Source organism: Alishewanella jeotgali KCTC 22429 (assembly GCF_000245735.1).
GTDB lineage: Bacteria > Pseudomonadota > Gammaproteobacteria > Enterobacterales > Alteromonadaceae > Alishewanella > Alishewanella jeotgali.
Genome location: NZ_AHTH01000055.1, coordinates 14751 through 36166, shown reverse-complemented (window position 1 = coordinate 36166; position 21416 = coordinate 14751). Strand labels below are relative to the sequence as shown.

Annotated in this window: 24 protein-coding genes; 13 read left to right on the top strand and 11 right to left on the bottom strand. The window is 52.0% G+C overall.

Going from position 1 to position 21416, the window contains the following annotated elements:
- Positions 1-6: 6 nt before the first annotated feature.
- From rsxC to gloA, 6 genes are read left to right on the top strand one after another with little or no spacing between them, the layout of a single operon-like run.
- Complete coding sequence (gene rsxC, locus AJE_RS16710) at positions 7-2370, top strand: electron transport complex subunit RsxC (RefSeq protein WP_008951835.1); 2364 nt, start codon at positions 7-9, stop codon at positions 2368-2370.
- Complete coding sequence (rsxD, locus tag AJE_RS16705) at positions 2367-3434, top strand: electron transport complex subunit RsxD (protein ID WP_008951834.1); 1068 nt, start codon at positions 2367-2369, stop codon at positions 3432-3434. The genes rsxC and rsxD overlap by 4 nt, the downstream gene beginning before the upstream one ends.
- Positions 3431-4063, top strand: a complete 633-nt coding sequence (gene rsxG, locus AJE_RS16700; RefSeq protein ID WP_008951833.1) for an electron transport complex subunit RsxG — start codon at positions 3431-3433, stop codon at positions 4061-4063. The genes rsxD and rsxG overlap by 4 nt, the downstream gene beginning before the upstream one ends.
- Positions 4060-4755, top strand: coding sequence for an electron transport complex subunit E (locus AJE_RS16695; protein WP_008608215.1), 696 nt, complete (start codon positions 4060-4062; stop codon positions 4753-4755). The genes rsxG and AJE_RS16695 overlap by 4 nt, the downstream gene beginning before the upstream one ends.
- 12 nt (positions 4756-4767) lie before the next feature.
- Positions 4768-5400 carry an endonuclease III gene (nth, locus tag AJE_RS16690; protein ID WP_008951832.1) on the top strand — a complete coding sequence of 211 codons (633 nt, stop codon included), beginning with the start codon at positions 4768-4770 and terminating at the stop codon, positions 5398-5400.
- A gap of 9 nt (positions 5401-5409) precedes the next feature.
- Positions 5410-5811: a lactoylglutathione lyase gene (gene gloA, locus AJE_RS16685; protein ID WP_008951831.1), complete on the top strand. Its 402-nt coding sequence runs from the start codon at positions 5410-5412 to the stop codon at positions 5809-5811.
- A 48-nt stretch (positions 5812-5859) separates the two neighbouring features.
- Here gloA and AJE_RS16680 read toward each other — a convergent pair whose 3' ends face one another.
- The 6 genes from AJE_RS16680 to AJE_RS16655 all read right to left on the bottom strand — a co-directional run bounded on the left by AJE_RS16680 (position 5860) and on the right by AJE_RS16655 (position 10876).
- Positions 5860-6663: a substrate-binding periplasmic protein gene (locus AJE_RS16680; protein ID WP_008951830.1), complete on the bottom strand. Its 804-nt coding sequence runs from the start codon at positions 6661-6663 to the stop codon at positions 5860-5862.
- A gap of 52 nt (positions 6664-6715) precedes the next feature.
- Positions 6716-7609, bottom strand: a complete 894-nt coding sequence (locus tag AJE_RS16675) for an aspartoacylase (protein ID WP_008951829.1) — start codon at positions 7607-7609, stop codon at positions 6716-6718.
- Between the two features lie 133 nt (positions 7610-7742).
- Complete coding sequence (locus AJE_RS16670) at positions 7743-7949, bottom strand: bacterioferritin-associated ferredoxin (RefSeq protein ID WP_008951828.1); 207 nt, start codon at positions 7947-7949, stop codon at positions 7743-7745.
- Positions 7950-8042: 93 nt separating this feature from the next.
- Positions 8043-9245 carry an ABC transporter permease gene (locus AJE_RS16665; protein WP_008608207.1) on the bottom strand — a complete coding sequence of 401 codons (1203 nt, stop codon included), beginning with the start codon at positions 9243-9245 and terminating at the stop codon, positions 8043-8045.
- Positions 9245-10045, bottom strand: coding sequence for an ABC transporter ATP-binding protein (locus AJE_RS16660; protein ID WP_008951827.1), 801 nt, complete (start codon positions 10043-10045; stop codon positions 9245-9247). Before AJE_RS16660 ends, AJE_RS16665 begins: the two co-directional genes overlap by 1 nt.
- A 12-nt stretch (positions 10046-10057) precedes the next feature.
- Positions 10058-10876, bottom strand: a complete 819-nt coding sequence (locus AJE_RS16655) for a DUF3025 domain-containing protein (RefSeq protein ID WP_008951826.1) — start codon at positions 10874-10876, stop codon at positions 10058-10060.
- 152 nt (positions 10877-11028) lie between these two features.
- On the opposite strand from AJE_RS16655, the gene asnB reads away from it, so the two are divergent.
- The gene (asnB, locus tag AJE_RS16650) at positions 11029-12693 is read left to right on the top strand and encodes an asparagine synthase B (RefSeq protein ID WP_008951825.1); all 1665 of its coding nucleotides are present in this window, start codon (positions 11029-11031) and stop codon (positions 12691-12693) included.
- Between the two features lie 174 nt (positions 12694-12867).
- Positions 12868-14004, top strand: a complete 1137-nt coding sequence (locus AJE_RS16645; RefSeq protein WP_008951824.1) for a hypothetical protein — start codon at positions 12868-12870, stop codon at positions 14002-14004.
- 14 nt (positions 14005-14018) lie between these two features.
- On the opposite strand, the gene secF is transcribed toward AJE_RS16645, so the two are convergent.
- Both secF and AJE_RS16635 read right to left on the bottom strand, forming a co-directional pair.
- The gene (gene secF, locus AJE_RS16640) at positions 14019-14957 is read right to left on the bottom strand and encodes a protein translocase subunit SecF (protein WP_008951823.1); all 939 of its coding nucleotides are present in this window, start codon (positions 14955-14957) and stop codon (positions 14019-14021) included.
- A 74-nt stretch (positions 14958-15031) separates the two neighbouring features.
- Positions 15032-15334, bottom strand: coding sequence for a hypothetical protein (locus AJE_RS16635; RefSeq protein ID WP_008951822.1), 303 nt, complete (start codon positions 15332-15334; stop codon positions 15032-15034).
- Between the two features lie 209 nt (positions 15335-15543).
- On the opposite strand from AJE_RS16635, the gene atcJ reads away from it, so the two are divergent.
- The 5 genes from atcJ to AJE_RS16610 all read left to right on the top strand — a co-directional run bounded on the left by atcJ (position 15544) and on the right by AJE_RS16610 (position 19008).
- The gene (gene atcJ, locus AJE_RS16630; RefSeq protein WP_008608197.1) at positions 15544-15828 is read left to right on the top strand and encodes a cold adaptation protein ActJcold adaptation protein ActJ; all 285 of its coding nucleotides are present in this window, start codon (positions 15544-15546) and stop codon (positions 15826-15828) included.
- Between the two features lie 7 nt (positions 15829-15835).
- Entirely contained in the window at positions 15836-16393 is a 558-nt protein-coding gene (gene atcA / locus AJE_RS16625; protein ID WP_008951821.1) for a cold adaptation protein AtcA, read from the top strand.
- A gap of 2 nt (positions 16394-16395) precedes the next feature.
- Complete coding sequence (gene atcB, locus AJE_RS16620; protein ID WP_008608194.1) at positions 16396-17160, top strand: cold adaptation protein AtcB; 765 nt, start codon at positions 16396-16398, stop codon at positions 17158-17160.
- An 11-nt stretch (positions 17161-17171) separates the two neighbouring features.
- On the top strand, positions 17172-18068 hold the full coding sequence (gene atcC, locus AJE_RS16615; protein WP_008951820.1) for a cold adaptation protein AtcC: 897 nt from the start codon (positions 17172-17174) through the stop codon (positions 18066-18068).
- A gap of 88 nt (positions 18069-18156) precedes the next feature.
- Positions 18157-19008: a PA4780 family RIO1-like protein kinase gene (locus AJE_RS16610; RefSeq protein WP_008951819.1), complete on the top strand. Its 852-nt coding sequence runs from the start codon at positions 18157-18159 to the stop codon at positions 19006-19008.
- A 4-nt stretch (positions 19009-19012) separates the two neighbouring features.
- Here the strand turns inward: AJE_RS16610 and AJE_RS16605 are convergent, their stop codons facing one another.
- Genes AJE_RS16605 through AJE_RS16595 form a run of 3 tightly spaced genes read right to left on the bottom strand, consistent with a single transcriptional unit; the run spans position 19013 to position 21365 of the window.
- Positions 19013-19306: a hypothetical protein gene (locus tag AJE_RS16605; RefSeq protein ID WP_008951818.1), complete on the bottom strand. Its 294-nt coding sequence runs from the start codon at positions 19304-19306 to the stop codon at positions 19013-19015.
- Between the two features lie 43 nt (positions 19307-19349).
- Entirely contained in the window at positions 19350-20519 is a 1170-nt protein-coding gene (locus AJE_RS16600; RefSeq protein WP_008951817.1) for a vWA domain-containing protein, read from the bottom strand.
- Entirely contained in the window at positions 20520-21365 is an 846-nt protein-coding gene (locus AJE_RS16595; protein WP_008608188.1) for an AAA family ATPase, read from the bottom strand.
- Positions 21366-21416: the final 51 nt, after the last annotated feature.

Genomic DNA, 21416 nt, shown 5'->3' with positions numbered 1-21416 from the left:
CAATATTTGCCAACCTTATTTCAGCAAATTCAGGCCGGCACCCTGTGGGACTTTCACGGTGGCATCCATCCGCCGGTACGGAAAAGTCAAACCAGTAGTAAGCCGGTAGCGCAGTTACCGCTGCCAGACCGGCTCTATCTGCCATTACGTCAGCATATTGGTGTTGCCGGCCGTTTGATTGTCGCTGTCGGACAACGGGTACTCAAGGGTGAAGCCTTAACCAGCGCCGATAATTCTATGGCGGTGCCGGTACATGCGCCAACCTCAGGTGTTATTCATAGTATCAGCCAGCATACCAGCGCTCACCCTTCAGCCCTACCTGAGCCGGTGATAGTCTTAGTTCCGGATGGCAAAGACGAATGGCGCGAGCGGCGGCCACTGAATATTGCCACCAGCAGCCGGCATCAAATACTGGAGCGGATCCAGGATAGCGGTATTGCTGGCATGGGTGGCGCTGGCTTTCCAACGCATTTAAAAGCCGGAATGCAGCAACCGGTAGATTATCTGATTATTAATGCCGTGGAGTGCGAACCCTATATCAGTGCCGATGATGCCCTGATGCAGGAAGCGCCTACTACCATCGTCAAAGGTATTGATATTCTGTGTCAACTGCTAAACCCCAAGGCAGTACTGATTGGGATTGAAGCGGATAAACCTATTGCAATCGCCGCCCTGAAGGCCGCCTGTAGCCAACGCGAACACTACTATGTACGGGAAGTCCCGGTTAAATACCCTTCTGGCGGTGAAAAGCAGCTGATCCAATTGCTGACCAATAAAGAGGTTCCCGCCGGCCGCCGGCCAGCTGATATCGGCATTGTGATGCAAAACGTCGGCACCGCCTTTGCCATTGCCCAGGCGGTATTGGATGATCAGCCGTTAATCTCGCGTATTGTTACGGTGACCGGCGAAACGCTGCGCCAGCCACAAAATGTGCTGGCACTGCTGGGTACCCCGGTCAGTTCCTTGTTGGATTTTTGTGGCTTTCAAAGCGAAGCACAGCAGAAAGTCATTATGGGTGGCCCGATGATGGGCTTTACGCTACCGGATCTGGCGGTCCCCATTGTGAAAACCACTAACTGTATCTTGGCACCAACCCGCGACGAACTGCCGGATAATGGTCCTGAACTGGACTGTATCCGCTGCGGCCAATGTGCGGATGCCTGTCCGGCTACACTATTACCCCAGCAGTTGCTCTGGTACAGCAAGGCCCGGGATCCGGCAAAGCTGCAGGAATACAATCTATTTGACTGTATAGAGTGTGGCGCCTGCGCTTACGTTTGCCCCAGTGAAATTCCGCTGGTGCAATATTACCGCGTGGCCAAGGCTGAAATCCGTGAGCAACAACGCGAAGCCCTAAAAGCGGAGCAGGCAAAAGCCCGCTTTGAAGCCCGCAATGCCCGGCTGGAGCAGGAAAAACAGCAGCGCCTGGCGCGCAATCAACAATTGGCGGCCGCCAGACAACAGACGCAACCGAATCAAAACCAGACTGTCGCCGAAGCTCTGGCGCGGGTTAAAGCCCAGCAAGCAGAAAAAGCAGCGCTGCAGGCAACCGATAGCGCCAAAGATCATCAACAAATTCTGGCCGAACGCGAGTTAAAAAAACAACAAGCCCGCGAATATCAGGCGCAGAAACAGGCTACAGCCGCAGCCAGTGCGGCAGACAGCACGTTGGCCAGTACATCGGACAGCTCGGTAGACAGTAAAGCCGCTGCCGTCGCCGCTGCCATCGCTCGCGCCAAGGCGCGTCAGGCAGATGCCGCTTCCAGTCCTACTGTGGAGCAAACCACAGCTGCTGAGCCAACAACACAAGATACTGCCGATCCGCGCAAAGCCGCTGTTGCCGCCGCTCTGGCCAGAGCCAAAGCCCGACAAGCCGGGCAGACCAATAGCACCATGGCAGAACCTTCTGCCATCGCTGCCGAGCCCGAACAACAGGATCCGCGTAAGGCAGCTATTGCTGCAGCGTTGGCCAGAGCCAAAGCAAAACAATCAGTAACAGCGACCGTAGAAACAACAGTAACAGAGCCTGTGGCCGCAGATGCAGCTGCGATGCCGGAAGATCCGCGTAAAGCGGCTATTGCCGCAGCACTGGCCAGAGCCAAAGCAAAGCAATCGGCAGCGCCGGCACAAGAAACAGCCATAGTTGAGCCTGCTGCGGCAGACATCGCTGTGACAACAGCACAGCAAAGCCTGGCGCCTGATACTGGGATACAGCCTGACACTGCCGGCAATGACGACCCGCGCAAAGCCGCAGTCGCCGCCGCCCTGGCCCGCGCCAAAGCCCGCAAAGCGCAGCAGAGTACTGAGCACCAGACTACTGAGCAACAGCTCAGTGAACAACGAGACAGTGAAGAGAGTAAAACAGAATGAGCTTTAAAATAGCCAGCTCACCACACCACCATAACCAGCGCACTACCAGCAGTCTGATGCAATGGGTGGCGCTGGCTGCCCTGCCCGGTATAGCAGTACAGGCGGTTTTTTTCGGCTACGGTGTGCTGGTGCAACTGCTGCTGGCTATTTGTACAGCCTGGCTTTGCGAAGCCCTGATCCTCCGGCTGCGTCAGAAAGCGGTATTGCCGCGTTTGCTTGATCATAGTGCCCTGGTAACCGCGGTACTGCTGGCGATAGCAATACCGCCCTATGCGCCCTGGTGGTTGATTGTGATAGGTACGGCCTTTGCGATTGTGATGGTAAAGCAGCTGTATGGCGGCCTGGGTAACAATCTGTTTAATCCGGCGATGGCCGCCTATGTCATGCTGCTTATTTCTTTTCCGGTACAGATGACGCAATGGCTGCCGTCGGTCAGTTTACAGCCGGTCGCGCTCAGCCCGCTCGATGCGTTTTGTATGGTATTTACTGAGTACAGCTGCAGTGGCTTTAGTTTGTCGCAGCTACAACAAGGCATTGATGGCAGCACACAAGCGACGCCGCTGGATAGTTTGCGCCAGGATCTGGCGGCCGGGATGACACTGGCAGAGAGCTTACAGCGGCCGGTATTTTATAGCTTTGCCGGTGCCGGCTGGTTATGGGTGAATCTGGCGTACTTACTGGGCGGACTGCTACTGATCCAACAAAAGGTGATCAGTTGGCGTATTCCTGCAGCCGTGCTGGCAGGTCTGGCCGTGCCTTCGCTGTTATTCTGGCTGGGTTCAGCCGGTGCCAGCCCAAGCCCGCTATTCCATCTGTTTAGCGGCGCGACTATGCTGGCGGCTTTTTTTATTGCCACCGACCCGGTTTCCGCCTCTACTACCGATAAAGGCCGCCTCTGGTATGGCGCTTTAATTGGTCTGTTGGTCTATCTGATCCGTAGCTATGGCGGTTATCCGGATGCCTTTGCCTTCGCTGTGCTGCTGGCCAATATGAGCGTCCCCTTGATTGATTATTACACCCGGCCCCGCACCTATGGCCACAAAGCAAAACGGGACCTGAAATGATCCGCTTTATCAGTAAAAATGCTCTGATCCTGGCACTGGTTGCCCTGCTTTGTGTCGCTATTCTTGGTACCATAAACCAGCTCACGGCAGAGCGCATTGCCGAACAACAGCTGTTAAGCCGGATGAATACCCTGCAGGAGGTGTTGCCCGAGCCAGCCGATGTTCGCACCTTACTGGCCGATTGTGTCCAGGTAACGGCACCTGAGGCGTTGGGGCGCAGCACAGCACAGGCGGTATACCGTTGGCGCGATCAGCAACAGCTAAAAGCCTTTATTGTCGAAACGACAGCACCGGACGGTTACAGCGGCAATATCGATTTATTGGTTGCAGTAACGCCTGGCGGCGAAATATTAGGCAGCCGGGTACTGAACCATCAGGAAACACCGGGGCTGGGTGACAAAATTGAGAGCCGTCGCAACAATTGGATTTATGCCTTTAGCGGCCAGAGCGCAACCGAAGCTGATGCCAAACGTTGGGCGGTAAAAAAAGATGGCGGTGACTTTGACCAGTTTACCGGCGCGACCATTACCCCCCGAGCAGTGATCAATGCCATCTATCGCACCGCCCGCTTCGTGCAACAACACCCGGAACTGGCAGACGCCACGGCAAATTGTGAGATCATGCCATGAGTCAATTTAAAGAGCTTAGCCTGCAGGGGCTATGGAAAAATAACCCTGGCCTGGTGCAGTTACTCGGGCTCTGCCCACTGTTGGCGGTAACAGGTACCCTGACCAATGCGCTGGGGCTGGGCCTGGCAACGCTACTGGTGTTACTCGGTTCGAATATCGTGGTATCTCTGGTACGCCAACACGTACCTAATGAAATCCGGATCCCAATTTTCGTACTGATTATTGCCAGCTTTGTGACAGTGGTGCAGCTGCTGATGAACGCCTTTACCTTCGGGCTTTATCAATCACTGGGGATCTTTATTCCTCTGATTGTTACCAACTGCGCCATTATCGGCCGCGCCGAAGCCTTTGCGTCGAAAAACCCGGTGTTACCGTCCGCTATTGATGCGCTGATGATGGGGCTGGGCTTTTTACTGGTGTTACTGGTGTTAGGCGGCATGCGCGAGCTGCTGGGTCAGGGCACCTTGTTTGACGGTGCTGAGCTATTGTTGGGCGACTGGGCCAGAGTACTGCGAATTGAAGTATTTCACAGCGACAATCATTTCTTACTGGCGATGCTGCCGCCAGGCGCCTTTATTGGTATGGGGCTGCTGATTGCGTTAAAGAACAGTATTGACCAGCGCCTGGCTAAGCGGCAGATCATTGAAAAAGGCAGTATTGCCCGCGCCCGGGTTACCGGCTCGGTGCAATAAGACAAACAACGCATGAATAAAAACAAACGTATTGCTATGCTAAGCCGCCTGCGTGCGGCCAATCCAAACCCGACTACTGAGCTCGAATACAGCTCACCTTTTGAGTTACTGATTGCGGTCCTGCTTTCAGCGCAGGCCACTGATGTGGGCGTTAATAAAGCCACCCGTAAACTGTTTCCGGTCGCACGTACGCCGGCCGCGATGCTGGCACTGGGCGTAGATGGCGTAAAAGACTATATTAAAACTATTGGCCTGTTTAATACTAAGGCTGAGAATGTGATTAAAACCTGCCGCATCCTGGTCGAGCAGCACAATGGCGAAGTGCCCGAGGATCGCGAGGCACTGGAGGCACTGCCGGGTGTCGGCCGTAAGACGGCTAATGTTGTACTAAATACTGCCTTTCGCTGGCCGACGATAGCAGTGGATACCCATATTTTCCGGGTCAGTAACCGCACCAAGCTGGCACCCGGTAAGAATGTCGACGAAGTTGAGCAGAAGCTGCTTAAAGTGGTACCGGCCGAGTTTAAACTAGACGTCCACCACTGGCTGATCCTGCATGGCCGCTATACCTGCGTGGCACGAAAGCCGCGCTGTGGCAGCTGTTTAATCGAAGATCTGTGTGAATTTAAAGAAAAAACCGAATAGGAGTTAAGCATGCGTATGCTACATACGATGTTACGGGTCGGTAACCTGGAAAGGTCGATCGCTTTTTACACTGAAGTGCTGGGAATGCAGCTGCTGCGTCAGTCAGAAAACCCGGAGTATAAATATACACTGGCCTTTGTTGGCTATGGTGATGAAAGCAGTAATGCGGTGCTGGAATTGACCTATAACTGGGGTGTAGACAGTTATGAGCTGGGCACGGCCTTTGGTCATATCGCGCTGGAAGTAGATAATGTTTATGAGGCCTGTGACAAAATCCGTGCTAAGGGCGGCATCATTAGCCGTGAACCCGGGCCGGTGAAGGGGGGGACCACAGAGATTGCTTTTGTCAGGGATCCGGATAACTATGCTATCGAGCTGATCCAGAAAAAAGCCAGCTACACCACGCTATAACCCGCAACCGAATAGCGCTATAGCGCCGAGAGTCGAAGCAGTATCGGGCTAGTTAGCACCACGCCGTTGCAAGGACTTTGCCGCGGCTTGCTCTAATCTGTTGATCAACTCTTCCGGAAAGTCTTGCTGATAAAGACGGCGCACCGAACCATCTAAAAACATCTGATCCAATTGATATTGCCAGCGCTGAATTTCCTCATCACTAAAGTCCAGTGAAAACGCCAGATATAGCTCCACATTACGGATGGGTTGCAGCGGTGCTAACTCAATGCCAAAGGCGCTAAAGCGTTCACCATGTCGTAAACGGTTTAATGGTGTTAGCTCCGCCCGCCCCAGCTTTAACATCTGGATACAATCGCCAGCCCGGGTCATCAGAACCAGATTTTTGTCATCATCAAATCCCATGGTTTCCAGCGCAGCATGATACGAAGCACCGCGGTAGCCACAAGCAATATAGCGCTGGCTGAGCTCAGCGGCGGTTAAGCCTAATCCCGCAATATCAGAAGGTCCATACAGGTACATATCATAAAACTTAACCGGGCCAACCCATTTAAACAAGGCTTCGCGTTCAGCATTACGCACTGTCTCAAACAGGATGCTGCGGGGAGTTTGCTGCGCACGTTGCATAGCCCTGGCCCAGGGCATTAAGTAATAATACCCCCCCTGCTCCATCCGACGACTAAGTTCTTTGACCAGCTCGACAGTAGGTCCTGCCGGCTGATTTTCAGCATCCAGAAAAGTCCCTGGCATACTGTGTTCAGTGAGATAGACAACGTCTTTTGCCGGTTCAGCCCCACAAAGCTCTGCGTACACTAAGACACACAACAGGCCGGGCAGAAGTCGCTTAAGCATAAATTACATCCTGTAACCCATTAAGCATTTGGGCGGTTTAATCAATATAGCGCTATTCTTCAAGCTCAATCAGCACTTTTTCATTCAGCGACATCGCCAGATTATTATCATAATAAGCGGCCTCATTAATAAAGGTCGGATATACCACCTGCTCGCCCTCGTACTTAACGACAGTGCCATCAAACAGAGTAAACAGCGGATCACCGGGGTAAATCGGTTGATAATCACGGTCCTGCACATTTTTGTGCACCATACCAATACGCTCACCACGTTCGTTCATGGGTAACTTGATACTGTGCAAGTAGCGGAAAGCTTCGGTTTGTTTTGGCAGTACCGGCAAGGCATCGTTATTGTACAGCTCGACAAAATCCAGAATATGCTGCGTCATCCGATGCATCAGCTCCAGCACGTCTTGTCGCAACACCGATTGCGGCTGCGGCCCAACCTCGACCAGCACACCATAACGCCCCAGTGTGCACATCAGCGCATGCTCTTCAGCGGCAAAATGATCCTCGTCACGCGAGATAATGGCTTCCGGCATTTTCATTTTGACGTAAGCAGCCAGCTTATTATAAAACGGGCCGGCTTGGGTCAGGATTAAGCAGGCGCCCATATTGCTGGTGGTATTATGTAAATCAATCAGCAGATCAGTGCGGGCATTACCCTTGGGCCCCAGTTGCGCATTCAGCACCTTGGCGCGGCTTTGCTCGTAATTGCAGAGATTGGGATTGGCCAGATCGACGGTTTTAAACTGACGGTTCAAATCGCTGTGCAGATACCTTTTATTGGCATAGTGCGCTTCCGGATTGGCCCAAACGGTTTCGGTAGTAAAGCTGCGACGACGGACCTGCTCTGGCTGCTGCTGATACTGTTTTACCAGATAGATGCCGGAAAACTCGTTACCATGCACACCACCGACTATCGCAACCTGCTTGATCTGATCCATTTGCTACTCCTGACGACCGATAAAATGTCTGTAACTAAAAAACAAAAACCCTGAGTAAAATCAGGGTTTATTATGGCGGTGTTTAACCAGAATGAGAATAACTAAAAGGCTGAGACTGCAGTTTAATTATGGCTCAGGCTGCTGGCTTGGCCAGACTATCGATTAATTGCTGCTGTTTCACCAGTTCATTGTGTAAGATTTGCTGCGCCTGGCATACGCACTTACCGCACTGACTCGCTACGCCCAGCTGTGCCTTTAAATCACGCATAGACTCAGCACCATCAGCAATCGCTTGCTTAATCGCTTTATCCGTTACCGCTTTGCAAATACAAACAAACATGGCGCAGCCTCTTCTCAGAAAACTGCGCCATAATAATATTATTGCGAATCGTTATCAATAGCTTTTTGATACTGATCGATAAAAAGTCTACCGTTACCGGAACAGCACCTTTTCCTGTTGGAACCAGTGCACACAGAACGCAATCAAGGCAGCGGCTAGCGCCACTGTCGCCCCGAAGATCAGCGCGATCATACTGCCATCGGCGGTGCCCTTAATCAGCTCTTTAATGGCCAGAGCCACATTCATCACCGGGATCATCGCGGTCTTGGTGGTCAGCTCTACCCCTGGCATCATGGCGGCAGCCAGCGGCACAAACATCAGAATTGACAATGGGCTCATATAGTTCTGCGCTTCTTTAAAGGTTTTGGCATAAATAGAGATCGCTAACAATAAAGAAGCGAAAATGGCAGAGGTGGGTACGATCATCAGGAAAATCAGCAACAGCTCGACGGTCGCGATCGCTCCCATCGCTTCCTGCACCACGGCAAAACCGGCAAAGGATCCGATAACGGCACCCCAGATCCCGAAACTGGCGACGGTAATCAGTGCCCCGGCCAGACCGGTAGTCAGTACCGTTAAGAATTTACCCAGTACAATGGCCGAGCGGCTAACCGGACAGATCAACAGCGTTTCCAGGGTACCGCGCTCTTTTTCACCGGCGCCCATATCAATGGCCGGATAGGAAGCGCCCAGCAAACACAGCGGGATCAGGATATAGGCGATCAGCGCACCAAACTTCTCACCGATATTTTCGCGTTTATCAGCAGTATCCACTTTCTGCACCGACACCGGTTTTAAAATAGCAGTCAGTTTTACCGGATCAACCCCCAGCGCTGATAAAGACTGACGTTGTAACTGGCCGGTATAGTTTTCCAGTAATTCATTAAAGTACCGCGACATAAAATCCAGCTGACTGGACTGATTATAAATCAGTTGCCACTGGCTTTGTTCTACCGCGCTTTGCTTGGCCTGAAAATCATCCGGGATCACTACCGCCACGGCAAATTCGCCGGCGCGGATAGCGGCTATCAGCTCCTCAGGCGCAGTCAGCGTAGACTCAACCCGTTTAAAATTCTTATGATAAAACAAGGCTTCGGCAAATTCCGGCGCTTGGTCCCCATTTACAATCACATACTTGTGTTGCTCCTGCATCGCTTTGGCCGTGGTCGACGATAGCACCAACCCCATCACACCGAAAATCACCGGGAAAATAAAAATTGGCAGTAAGATCACAAAAATCAGGGTTTTGCGATCACGCATCAGTTCAGTTAATTCTTTTAAATAAACCTGCCACATCAGGCTGCTCCTTGCTCGCGGGGTTGTTGTTTTAGCACGCTTAAAAAGGCGTCACGTAAATCGCCAGCCGGCGCCAGGGCTTTAAATTCTGCCAGATCGCCGGAAAATGCGCTGATCCCTTTATCAATCACCACCACCCGGTCACATAAGCTGGCTACTTCATCCAGATGGTGAGTGGAGAAAATCACCGGTGTACCGGCTTGCTTTAAGCCTTTAATAAAATCCAGTACCGTCTGTACCGTCATAATATCCAGGCCGGTGGTGGGTTCGTCCAGGATCACTACCTTTGGTGAATGCACTACGGCGCGGGCAATGGCAGTTTTTTGTTTCATACCGGTCGACATATTGTCAGCACGGCGGCTGGCGAAGTCATGCATATTCAGCATAGTGAACAGCTCATCAATACGCTGTTTTAATGCGGCCTCTTTCATCCCGTGCAGGCGGCCAAAATAGGCAATATTTTCATAGGCACTCAGCTTGCCGTACAGGCCGGTATCGGCCGATAAAAAGCCGATTTGCTTTCGTGCTTTGACCGGTTCGCGCAGCACATCGACACCATTAATCAGTACCGAGCCAGCATCCGGTTTCAGCGCTGTAGAGAGCATCCGCAAGGTGGTGGTTTTACCGGCGCCGTTAGGGCCTAATAAACCCAATACTTCACCCTGCCCACAATGAAAACTGACATCACGTACTGAGCGGAATTCCTTGTCGGCATAGCGCACATCCTGCTTTTCCGTCTCGGATAACTTGCTGCCTTTACCAAGGGCAAATGCCTTGGCCAGATTTTTTATTTCAATCATCTGCCTGTCCTGTTATGGCCTTCTACGTGGACGAAAATAATCCGTATTTGCATAAAACTCCGCCTGTTGATTTGCAACGTACCAGCCTGGTACCCCCAGCAAGGGTAGCGGTGTTAGCTGCAGATTATCAAGCAGTAAGTGATTGTTAGCAATTTGCAGCAGCAGCTTTTCATCGAGAAAAGTGTAAGCATCTGTTAAAGACCACTGGCTAAAGCCAGCAGGCACCTCGATAAACACCGCCTTGGCCGTCAACCCGAGAAAGGGCACAGTCGCCATTTCATAGATGGCATGACCAAAGATCAGCGGCCGCACCCCCTGCCACCAGTCAGCTCGCTGCAGCCAGAAGCTTTGTTTCCACTGGTGATCACGCAGTAAGCCGGCATGTGCCACCGCTGAGGGTTCCAGACACAGTACCACTCCACACTCATCAAATAGCGTCAGCTTATTGCGCAGCTGAGTGCGTTGTTTTTGACCATGCTTGGCAATTTCCGCAATATGCAGTTGGTTTAACAGTGCCTTAGTGCGGGGCAACAAACACCAAATCAGCGCCCCAAAAAAGTCATGCCAGTTTGCTGCCCGGGTCGGAATTTGCCGGGTGGCAAAAATAAAGTCTTCATAGTAACGGCCGTCTTGCTCCAATAAGGCATTTTCAACAAAGCTAAAGTCGGTATGACTCCGCCAGTTATTGAGCTGAGCCGGTTCAGGCCAATGACTCTGGTTTTGCAGAGGAAAACGCGCCAACAAATCAGTAAAGATTGGATTGGCCGTCAGTAAGACGGCAGACCAGTCGGTAGGTGGGGTAAAACGGCTTTTTGATGAATTTTTCAGCATTGTTGACTTTCAGTAATCGGAGCAGTGATAAATTTCGCCCAGCAGCCCAAAAAGCACTTGCAATTTTAAGCGGGCATGGCACAGTCAGGGGGTACGTTTAGACGTACATACTGCCAAACTATGTGTTATTAATTTGATTATCAGAGGTTATCATGTGTTCGATATTTGGGGTGCTTGACATCAGAACCGATGTTAAAGCATTGCGCCAGCAGGCGCTGCAGTTATCTAAGTTATTACGTCATCGTGGCCCGGATTGGTCCGGGATCTGGAATAACGACAATGCCATTCTGGTGCACGAGCGCCTGGCCATCGTAGATACTGAAAATGGTGCCCAACCCCTCATTAATGATAATCGAAATCACATTCTGGCAGTGAATGGCGAGATCTACAATCACAAACAGCTGGAAAAAAACCTGGCCACACCCTATCCGTTTAAAACTAAGTCGGATTGTGAGGTCATTCTACCGCTGTATTTAGAGCACGGCGCTGAGTTTATCGACAGCCTGCATGGTATGTTCGCTTTTGTGCTGTACGACGCCGAACAAGACCGCTACCTGATCGCCCGTGACCATATCGGTATTATTCCGCTGTACTATGGCTATGACGAGCATGGTCAGTTATTTGTAGCGTCAGAGTTAAAGGCGCTGGTGCCGGTCTGCAAGCAAATTAAAGAATTCCCACCAGGTCATTACTTTGACAGCAAAATTGGCGAACTGCGTAAATACTATCAGCGTGACTGGATGTCCTATGACGCAGTAAAAGATAATCCGGCCAGCGAAGCGGAGTTAAAGGCCGCGCTGGAACACAGTGTCAAAACCCACCTGATGTCAGACGTGCCCTATGGCGTGCTGTTATCCGGTGGTCTGGATTCATCACTGATTTCGGCAATTGCTCAGCAGTTTGCCAAGCGCCGGGTGGAAGATGATGATCAAAGTGAAGCCTGGTGGCCACGGCTGCACTCTTTTGCCGTTGGCTTGCCCGGCTCACCGGATCTGGCGGCCGCACAAAAGGTCGCGGACGCCATCGGTACTGTGCATCACACCATCCATTTTAGTGTGCAGGAAGCCTTAGATGCGCTGCGTGATGTGATTTATCATTTAGAAACCTATGACGTTACCACCATCCGTGCCTCGACCCCGATGTATCTGATGGCACGGAAAATCAAAGCCATGGGCATTAAGATGGTGCTATCGGGCGAAGGCTCGGACGAAATCTTCGGCGGCTATCTGTATTTCCATAAGGCGCCCAACGCCAAAGAGTTCCACGAAGAGACGCTGCGTAAGCTGGAGCGCTTACATATGTTCGACTGTAACCGCGCCAACAAAGCAATGTCAGCCTGGGGTATTGAAGCCCGGGTGCCCTTCCTGGATAAGGAATTTATGGACGTGGCGATGCGTTTAAACCCGCAAGCGAAGATGTGCGGTGGCGGTAAGATGGAAAAGCATATCCTGCGTCAGGCCTTTGATGGTTTACTACCGAATGAAATCCTGTGGCGTCAGAAAGAGCAATTCTCAGATGGCGTTGGCTATAACTGGATCGACAGCCTGAAAGCCCATGCCGCGAAAGAGATCAGTGATCAGCAGATGGCGACTGCCGCCTTCCGCTTCCCGGTCAATACGCCGGACAGCAAAGAAGCCTATTACTATCGGGTGATCTTTGAAGAGCACTTCCCGCATGCTGGCGCCATTGCCTGTGTACCGGGCGGTAAATCCGTCGCCTGCTCGACGCCGGAAGCCCTGGCCTGGGATGCCAAAATGGCCGAGCTGACGGATCCGTCTGGTCGTGCCGTGCGCGATGTACACGCTCAGGGTTATTAACCGCACAGCCAAGTGTAGACCCAGCCAAGCGCTGACAAAGCAGAGCGCAGCGAAAGCCAAGCACTAACAAGCCAAACCCGGTCCGCCGGGTTTTTTGTTGCCCGTAGCGCAGCAAAACTTGAATTGTCATCCGACACTGGCAGAATACGCCTTTTATTTCCGGACTATTCGCTAATGAAACCTGCTGTTACATCTTTACTTTTCGCCGCGGGCTGCATTCTCAACCTTGCTGGCTGCCTTGCTGTCGCGGCAAATCCCCCTGCGCTATGGTTAACCGAACAGCATCTCGCTGGCCAATGGCTGACCGATGGCAATGGACAGACGATCCCGGACCCACAAAGCTCAGGGTTAACCTACCGCCATGGTGAACTGGTGCATATTGGTGATAATAGTGCGACCCCAGCGCTTAGAAACAAGTTGCTGCGGATCAACCCGGCAACCGGGCAGCTGGTCGCCCCTCCCCTCGCCATTAGCGTTAACCCAGCGCTAAAACAGAGCTGCTTTGCCGAGCTGTTAGCCGGCGATCCGGACTGGGAATCCCTGACCTGGGATCGCCTGGATGACAGCACGCTAATCAGCGTAACCGAAGACTCCAGCAAATTTCACTTAAGCGGGGAATGTGCCCAGCGCTTCGGCGTTACCCATTCCACCGCCTATCCGACCTTACTGGTAAAAATCCGTACCGATAAAGCCTTAAGCTTTGCCGAAGTCGTAGCGGTGCGGCCAGTACAGTTCCCGGCAGCAGCTCAGGTTGGTAACTTCCCGAATGATGGCATTGAAGGCCTGGCGTTTGATAATCAACGTAACCTGTATCTGGCACTGGAGAAAAATCAGGCCAATGCGCCGATGATCTTTGTCACGCCCTATAGCGACGATTTCTGGCTCAGCGATGATTTTGTTAAGGTTGCCGACCTTAAGTTGCCGCTGCCGGTACCAGATGCCAAAGATCACCCGATCAATGGTCTGGACTTTCTGCCCGCCAGAAAAGAGGGCCATCCCGGTTATCTGCTGGCTGCGGCACGCAATGATGATCAGCTCTGGGTATTGGATTTAAGCCGCCAGCAACCGGCAAAGGTGATTCCACTGCGTTTTTACGCGCCGACCCGTCCAGACAGCAGTTGCCCGCCCTATGAGCCGCTGGCCAATACCTCGATCGAGGGTGTTGCCGTGGTAGGTGATCAGGTGGTGCTCGTCAACGATCCATGGAAGCGGCATTATCCGGAGAATATTCAATGTCCGGATAATGCTGCGGCGTTTCAGCAGTTTTCGCCACTGCTGTTTAAACTGCAGCTTGATCCGCGCTGGTATTAAACTACTGCTGCAGCCTAAGGCTGCAGCTCTTCCTGCTCAGAAACGGGTTTAGGGGCCAATAGGTCTTCGCGGCTTAGTCCGAGCAACACTGCCACACCGCTGGCAACATAGACTGACGAATAGGTACCCACGGCAATACCAAACAACAGTGCTGTCGCAAAGCCGTGGATCAAAGCCCCACCTTTGAAAAACAATACCACCAACACCAGCATGGTCGTTAGTGAGGTGATTACTGTACGGTTTAAGGTGGAAGTGATCGCCTGATTGATGGTTTCCAGTACCGTTTCGTCACGCAGCTTGCGGAACATCTCCCGTACCCGGTCAAATACGACTATCGTATCGTTAATCGAGTAGCCAATCAGCGCCAAAATGGCCGCCAGCACTGTCAGGTCAAACTCCAGTTGTAACAGCGAAAATAGCCCCAGGGTGAGGATAACATCGTGCGCCAGCGACAAGACGGCTCCCAGCGAAAGCCGCCATTCAAAACGAAAGCCAACATACACCAGGATCCCCAACAGGGCGACCAATACCGCCAGGCCACCATCCTGTTTTAACTCTTCACCGACGCTCGGCCCGACAAACTCGACCCGGCTCAGTGTCATTGCCACCTCACTCTGCGCCTGTAAGGCACGAAACACCTGGTCCCCGACCTGCTGTTGCACTGCGCCCGCCTCTGACGGTAACCGCACCAACACATCATGGGTACTGCCAAAAAACTGCACTACCGCCTCTGCATAGCCGGCCTGCGTCAGCTGTTGCCGCAGCAGATCGAGGTTGGCCGCCTGCGCGAAACTAAGCTCCAGCACAGTACCGCCGGTAAAATCCAATCCCCAGTTCAAACCGCGGGTCAGTAATAACACTAAAGACAACACCACTAAAAGGCTGGACAGCACCACGGCCAGCCAACGCCAACGCATAAAATTGATCGACAGATCATTACGAAATAGCTGCATAACAGCTCCATTACCATAAACCCAAACACAGGCAAACCCAGAGGGCGCCCAATATAGATACTTAACGATTGGGATTAGGGTTGTGGCGGGCCACGGGCGCTGAAGTACCGATAAAAGCCGGCAGCAGCAAAAGCAGGTAAGGCAGTGATTACCGGCGGTGCGGTAACAGCCGGGGCGACGTTTTCGCCACCGCTGACAACGTCATCATTGTCATCCGCAGCCAGAGTGCGCTCATTTAGGCTATGTGGTTTGGCGGTAACAGCTGTCAGTTGCTGATCGGCCAGTGGTGCCAGACGTAAATCGTGCACCACAAAGCCTTGTGGCGTGCACAATAAACTCAGGTACAACAAAATGGCTAAACCACTGAACCAGCGCATCACTTCCCGCCAACGACAACAACTGCAGCAGATTGCAGTTATGCTGCTTATGATGACGGTGCGCCCGGCGATAAACAAGGGGGCGATTTAAAAAAACTCCTGCTATGTGCTGAGCAGTGCAATCTGCTATGATCAGCCCTTTATCATAGCTGCGCGACAGATTAGCGACGCAAGGCGCTTAACCGTTAGCGATCTGAGGAACCACAGCGATGCAAAATCATTTTCGGATCCTGGGCGTAAAAACGAATGCCAGTGACGAAGACATCAAAAAAGCTTACCGGCGGCTGGCCAATAAATATCATCCGGATAAACTGCATGGTTTGTCGGAAGATGAACAACAACGGGCCGCGACACAGCTACAGCAGGTAAAAACCGCTTACGAGGTGCTGTCCGATCCGAAACAGCGCAGTGCCTTTTTAAAAGACTTTAACAACGTTATTGTGAATGACCCGGCCGCGGCAATGCGCGAGCTGTGGGACGAATATTACGCGTGAGACCAAGATGGCGACCAAACTTAATCTGGCAAAAATTAAACAGCTAACAACCGATGCCCGGGAAAATATGGACTCCTATATCGATCCCGAGCAGCCGAAAGCGTTGGAACAATTTACCAGCAAAATGAAAGCCGTATTGCTGGCCGATCCGGAAATGCTGGAGTCGGTACCGGAATACCTGCCGATGGCATTGTTTGGCCGGGTGCAGTTCCCGAGCGCCGCTAAGCTCAAATGGCAACAATGGCTCAGCAGCGGCAAGGTGCCGTCCTGGGACGAATTTAAAGTCTCAGTTGCCTTTAATAATGCCGATCTGGCCTTAGTTAAAGCCATTCGGGCCTACTCAGAAAGCGTCTTAATTGAGGCCTGCGCTGCGCTGTATTTACTTAGCCAGGATAAGCCTTTACCTGCCAAATCGCGAGACACCGACCAAGCCGACGACTATCAAGACGATGAAAATGATGAGGATATGGCGGATTATGATGATCCCTATGCCGATGAAGAGGATAGCGATGAAGAAGGCTACGACGATCAATACGATGAAATCCGCTTTAAGCACGAGGGCTAATAATGAGTACTGAGCTGATTAAAATCGCGGCTGATGAAATTAAACAACTGGCGCTGGTGGAGCCGAAGCAAGCCAGCGAACGCTTCGAGATCATTGCCAATACCATGAGCGATGAGCAGCTGTCCGAGGTCATTGAACAAATTGATATCGTGACCCTGACGCAAATTAACAGTCAGCATGATCTCTCGTTCCCTTCGATTATTTCCGAGCTAATGACACCGGAGAAAATCCGTGACATCGTCTGCCAGCAACCGCTGTATTGGGAAGAGAAAATCAAAAATAACGCCGAAGAGCTAAAGCAACATACTTTCGACTTTCTGACCTACCTGATCCGCACTCAGGACAACGAAGAAAAACAGGCAGAAATTCTGGAATGCATAGCCGAAGATCCGGCGGGTCTGTTTTATCTGTCAATCCCCTTTATTGAGATCTATCGCGGTGAAATTCTTGAGTATGAAAACTACTGGGAAGATAAGCTGTACGAAGATGAGGAACATCTGGAAGAAGCCGAAAGCTATACAGAGCGGCAACTGGCGGAAGATGCGCACAATATTGGCTATGATGATCCGAAAAGTTTACTGGCGCTGATCCGGCAACTGACCCCTAAGGTTGAAACCTCGATCAAAGCCTTGATCCGCGATGAGAAATCGGGCTGGGAAGCCATCATCAGCAAATTTGCCACTGAACTGGTGATGCAGGCGAAAGAAAAGAACAAGGTCGAAGATGAGTTTGCCGAAGTCGACGATATGTTCAGTTTTCTGGATTAAAGGACTTTTCAATGCAGTTAGTAGTACGTGAGCAGGGTGCCGGCCCATTTTTAAGCCAGGTCCTGACCTTAGCACGCGCTGAGCAACAACTCAGTGCCGAACAGCTGCAACAGATCAAAAGCAAAGCGGTGCTGATGAGCCTGAAGTTTGCAGATAAATTCTACAATAAGTACAAGATGCATCTGTTAGAACAGGCCGCACACGATGTGATTGGTATCACCAGTCTGGGCCTACAGGCCTTGTCAGATGGCGATGCCAGACAGGCGCTAGCTCTGCTGTTAAGCCCGGAGGGTGTGGTTAAGCCCTTTCAAAAAGGCTGGTCGATGTTAAGTCTGGTCAGCAAGAAAGTCCCAGGCAAAGCCTCGTTATATGGCGACGTCGATGAACAGCTATTACAGCAAGTCTCCTCGCCGCCGGATGCTGAAGACTGGCCAGGTTGGCAGGCTTATCAGCAAGCCCTGACTGAACATCACCGGCATCAGGCGATGCAGCTGTTACGGCAACACTTTTACCAGCAGCAGGTTTTTGACGAATTTGAACACTTTAGTCTGGAAGAAGTGCTGGCCGAAATCGTGCTGTACCGCGCGCTCTGTAGTGGCGACAAAGTGAAGCAGGATCTGAAAAAACGCTTGCGGCAAATCAGCCTGGCCGAACATTGGTTTAACGATACCTACCTTAGCTTACAAACCGAGGCAGTGCTATCGGCCTTACCCAAGGCTAACGCCGACGCGATCCGCGCTGATCTGGGCCAGCATTTTATTCCGGCGCTATTGCGTACCCTACACTTTTGCCGCGACTATCAAAAATTGCAACAAGCCGATGCCAGCCCGGAAAAGCTGGATGCGTTTGAACATAAACAAGGCCTGCAAAGCCCACTACTGGGCTGGCCGCATTATCTTGAACTATAAGCTTGAACTCTAAGCTCAAAGCTCAGACGGTGCTCAGACCGCACTTCGCTGCCGGTCTGACTACCCTCCACTCTGTTAAGGCCACATTATGAGAACGCCAGCCCGCTTACACCCTCTGCTGGAGGAAGGCTTAATTGATGAAGTGCATTATGCCTTAATGAGTGGCAAAGAGGCGTCCGTCTATGTGGTGCAAAGCGCCGGGCGGATCTGCTGCGCCAAAGTCTATAAAGACGCAAGCCAGCGCAGCTTTAAAAAGGCCGCCCAATATCAGGAAGGCCGTAAAGTCAGAAACTCGCGTCGCGCCAGAGCGATGGAAAAAGGCTCAGGGTTTGGCCGTGAGCAGGCTGAAGAAAGCTGGCAATCGGCTGAAGTCGATGCCCTGTTTAAATTGGCTGCTGCCGGTGTCCGGGTGCCGACGCCCTACGGTTGCTATGACGGCGTACTGTTGATGGAACTGGTGGTCGATGCCGAAGGCGATGTCGCCCCACGCTTAAATGACATCAGCTTAACGGCAGAACAAGCAAGGCAAGACCATCATCAAATGATGCAAGCCATACTGCAGATGTTGGCAGTAGGCCTGGTGCATGGCGATCTGTCTGAGTTTAATGTGCTGCAAGGCAGCGAGGGGCCGGTAATTATCGACTTACCCCAGGCGGTGGATGCCGCGGCCAATAATAATGCGCGCTGGATGCTGAAACGCGATGTCGACAATATTACCGCCTACTATGCCCGCTTTGCGCCGGAGTTGGCGGCAACCCGCTATGCCGATGAAATCTGGGCCTTATTTGAAGCCGGCAATCTCGACCCCAAGCACCCCTTAACCGGCTGCTACAACGAGCAGCAAGGTGCTGTCGATCTTGACGCTATCCTCAGTGAAATTCAGGCGGCCAGTGACGAAGCGGCGCTACGTCGCGCCAGACAACAAGCCGAACCGGAATAGGTCGCTAGCGCGGTGGGCCATAGCGGCGGAAATACCAGATGGCCAGCGGCATTTCCAGGATCAGATAAGTCACCAGAGTAAACCAGAACCAATTAGTATGAAAACCAAAGAGTTCAAAAGCTTGCTCCGTGCCCCAGAAGCGGGAACCGACAATCAACAACGCCAGCAGCGTTATCAGGGTATCAAATACCGCCACTTTACGCAGATCAGCGCCGGCTACTCTGGGATACCACCAGAAGTAGGCCAACAGCAACAACACCGCATTTAACAAAATCACTGCCAATTCTACTGTCAACATCTGTCTCGCTTCGCTTTATCCTTACAGCATCTTTGCAATGCGCTTAACTGAGAAGTTTGATGGCCTGGGTTAACCCTTCCAGCGTTAACGGCTGCATCCGCTGCTGCATAATGTCTTTAATAATACTGATTGACTGATAATGCCGCCACCACTGCTCCGGTTGTGGGTTCAGCCAGACCGCTTTTGGATACTGTGCCAGCAATCGCTCTAACCAAAGCCGGCCCGGCTCCTGATTCCAGTGTTCGACGCTGCCGCCCGGGTAATCAATTTCATAGGGGCCCATAGTGGCATCGCCGACAAAAATCAGTTTATAGTCACTGCCATAGGTGTGGATCAGATCCAGCACACTGACTTGCTCGGTATGGCGGCGTTGATTATTGCGCCAGACGCCTTCGTAGACACAGTTATGAAAGTAAAAAAACTCCAGATGTTTAAACTCAGTGCGCACGGCAGCAAAGACTTGCTGACACAGCTCAATATAATCATCCATCGAACCACCAACATCAAACAGCATCAGCACCTTAACCGCATTATGCCGCTCTGGTACAAAACGCAGATCCAGATAACCGCCCTGCTCAGACGTAGCCTGAATGGTGCCGTTCAGATCCAGCTCGGTCGCGGCACCGCTACGGGCAAAGCGTCTGAGCTGACGCAGTGCCAGTTTAATACTGCGGTTATTCAACTCGCTTTGGCTATCTAAATCTTTAAATTCGCGTTTATCCCACACCTTTACCGCGCGCCGTGCGCCACTGCCTTGTTGACCAATCCGCACCCCTTCCGGATTAAAGCCGTAAGCGCCAAAGGGCGAGGTGCCACCAGTACCGATCCATTTATTGCCGCCGGCATGGCGCTTTTGCTGCTCAGCCAGGCGCTCGCGAAGTTGCTTCAACAACTCTTCTAAACTACCGAGCCCCTGCAAGGCCGCTTTATCCTCAGCTGAGAGCTGGCGAATAATATCCGGGATTAACCAATCATCCGGGATCTGGCTGGCCAGATCTATCGCTGCGACGCCCTCGAAATACTCGGCAAAAGCCCGGTCAAACTTATCGTACTGGCTTTCATCTTTGACCAGTGTCAGCCGGGCCAGCTGATAGAAAGCTTCGGTATCGGCAAAAATCACCTGCTGCTGCAACGCCTGCAGTAAATCCAGCAGCTCAGTGATACTGCTTTTCAGGCCATATTTGCGCAGCGTAAAAAAGAACTCGACCAGCATTTAACGCCCTTGCCGCTTGGCCAAAAAGGCCAGCTTTTCGACCAGTTGCACATCTTGTTCGTTCTTTAGCAGGGCACCAAACATCGGCATCAGGCCGCCCTGCTGTTGCTTTTGCTGTAACACTTCAGCCGGGATCTGCTCTGCCAGTAACAGTTTTAACCAATCCAGTAATTCGGACGTCGAGGGCTTTTTCTTCAGCCCCGGTAGCTCGCGTAGTTCAAAAAAGACGTCCAGCGCAGTACTAAGCAGCTGCTGACGGATCTGCGGGAAATGCACCGCCACAATCTGGCGTAGAATGTCGGCATCAGGAAAGCGGATATAATGAAAAAAACAGCGGCGCAAAAAGGCATCGGGCAGCTCTTTTTCGTTATTCGAGGTGATCAGTACAATAGGCCGCTGCGCGGCACTGACCTGCTGCCCGGTCTCATGCACATAGAAACTCATCCGATCCAACTCGTGCAATAAATCGTTTGGAAATTCAATGTCGGCTTTATCAATCTCATCAATTAACAACACCGGCCGCTGCTGTGCCGTAAAGGCCTGCCATAGCTTGCCCGGCTTAATGTAGTTGGCAATGTCATGCACCTTGTCACTGCCAAGCTGGCTATCACGTAACCGCGATACTGCGTCGTACTCGTAGAGGCCGTGCTGGGCTTTGGTTGTCGACTTGATATGCCACTGGATCAGTTCTGCGCCCAGGCTCTGCGCCAGCTCCTCCGCCAGCCGGGTTTTACCGGTACCCGGCTCGCCCTTTAACAGTAACGGCTTTTGCAGCGTCATAGCCGCATTTACTGCCAGCGCCAGTTCATCGGAGACAATATAATTTTCAGTACTTTGAAATGACATAACTTCCTCAGCTTATAACTTCCATAGCTTAAAGTGCAATCCGCTATAACT

Excerpts from the sequence above, each read along its gene's own strand:
- nth (WP_008951832.1), top strand. The coding sequence starts at position 4,768 with ATGAATAAAAACAAACGTATTGCTATGCTAAGCCGCCTGCGTGCGGCC.
- AJE_RS16635 (WP_008951822.1), bottom strand. The coding sequence starts at position 15,334 with ATGCGCTGGTTCAGTGGTTTAGCCATTTTGTTGTACCTGAGTTTATTG.
- secF (WP_008951823.1), bottom strand. The coding sequence starts at position 14,957 with ATGCAGCTATTTCGTAATGATCTGTCGATCAATTTTATGCGTTGGCGT.
- atcA (WP_008951821.1), top strand. The coding sequence starts at position 15,836 with ATGGCGACCAAACTTAATCTGGCAAAAATTAAACAGCTAACAACCGAT.
- atcB (WP_008608194.1), top strand. The coding sequence starts at position 16,396 with ATGAGTACTGAGCTGATTAAAATCGCGGCTGATGAAATTAAACAACTG.
- gloA (WP_008951831.1), top strand. The coding sequence starts at position 5,410 with ATGCGTATGCTACATACGATGTTACGGGTCGGTAACCTGGAAAGGTCG.
- rsxD (WP_008951834.1), top strand. The coding sequence starts at position 2,367 with ATGAGCTTTAAAATAGCCAGCTCACCACACCACCATAACCAGCGCACT.
- AJE_RS16595 (WP_008608188.1), bottom strand. The coding sequence starts at position 21,365 with ATGTCATTTCAAAGTACTGAAAATTATATTGTCTCCGATGAACTGGCG.
- AJE_RS16670 (WP_008951828.1), bottom strand. The coding sequence starts at position 7,949 with ATGTTTGTTTGTATTTGCAAAGCGGTAACGGATAAAGCGATTAAGCAA.
- atcJ (WP_008608197.1), top strand. The coding sequence starts at position 15,544 with ATGCAAAATCATTTTCGGATCCTGGGCGTAAAAACGAATGCCAGTGAC.
- AJE_RS16655 (WP_008951826.1), bottom strand. The coding sequence starts at position 10,876 with ATGCTGAAAAATTCATCAAAAAGCCGTTTTACCCCACCTACCGACTGG.
- AJE_RS16665 (WP_008608207.1), bottom strand. The coding sequence starts at position 9,245 with ATGTGGCAGGTTTATTTAAAAGAATTAACTGAACTGATGCGTGATCGC.
- AJE_RS16605 (WP_008951818.1), bottom strand. The coding sequence starts at position 19,306 with ATGTTGACAGTAGAATTGGCAGTGATTTTGTTAAATGCGGTGTTGTTG.
- AJE_RS16675 (WP_008951829.1), bottom strand. The coding sequence starts at position 7,609 with ATGGATCAGATCAAGCAGGTTGCGATAGTCGGTGGTGTGCATGGTAAC.
- atcC (WP_008951820.1), top strand. The coding sequence starts at position 17,172 with ATGCAGTTAGTAGTACGTGAGCAGGGTGCCGGCCCATTTTTAAGCCAG.
- AJE_RS16695 (WP_008608215.1), top strand. The coding sequence starts at position 4,060 with ATGAGTCAATTTAAAGAGCTTAGCCTGCAGGGGCTATGGAAAAATAAC.
- AJE_RS16645 (WP_008951824.1), top strand. The coding sequence starts at position 12,868 with ATGAAACCTGCTGTTACATCTTTACTTTTCGCCGCGGGCTGCATTCTC.
- AJE_RS16660 (WP_008951827.1), bottom strand. The coding sequence starts at position 10,045 with ATGATTGAAATAAAAAATCTGGCCAAGGCATTTGCCCTTGGTAAAGGC.
- AJE_RS16680 (WP_008951830.1), bottom strand. The coding sequence starts at position 6,663 with ATGCTTAAGCGACTTCTGCCCGGCCTGTTGTGTGTCTTAGTGTACGCA.
- AJE_RS16610 (WP_008951819.1), top strand. The coding sequence starts at position 18,157 with ATGAGAACGCCAGCCCGCTTACACCCTCTGCTGGAGGAAGGCTTAATT.
- asnB (WP_008951825.1), top strand. The coding sequence starts at position 11,029 with ATGTGTTCGATATTTGGGGTGCTTGACATCAGAACCGATGTTAAAGCA.
- rsxG (WP_008951833.1), top strand. The coding sequence starts at position 3,431 with ATGATCCGCTTTATCAGTAAAAATGCTCTGATCCTGGCACTGGTTGCC.
- AJE_RS16600 (WP_008951817.1), bottom strand. The coding sequence starts at position 20,519 with ATGCTGGTCGAGTTCTTTTTTACGCTGCGCAAATATGGCCTGAAAAGC.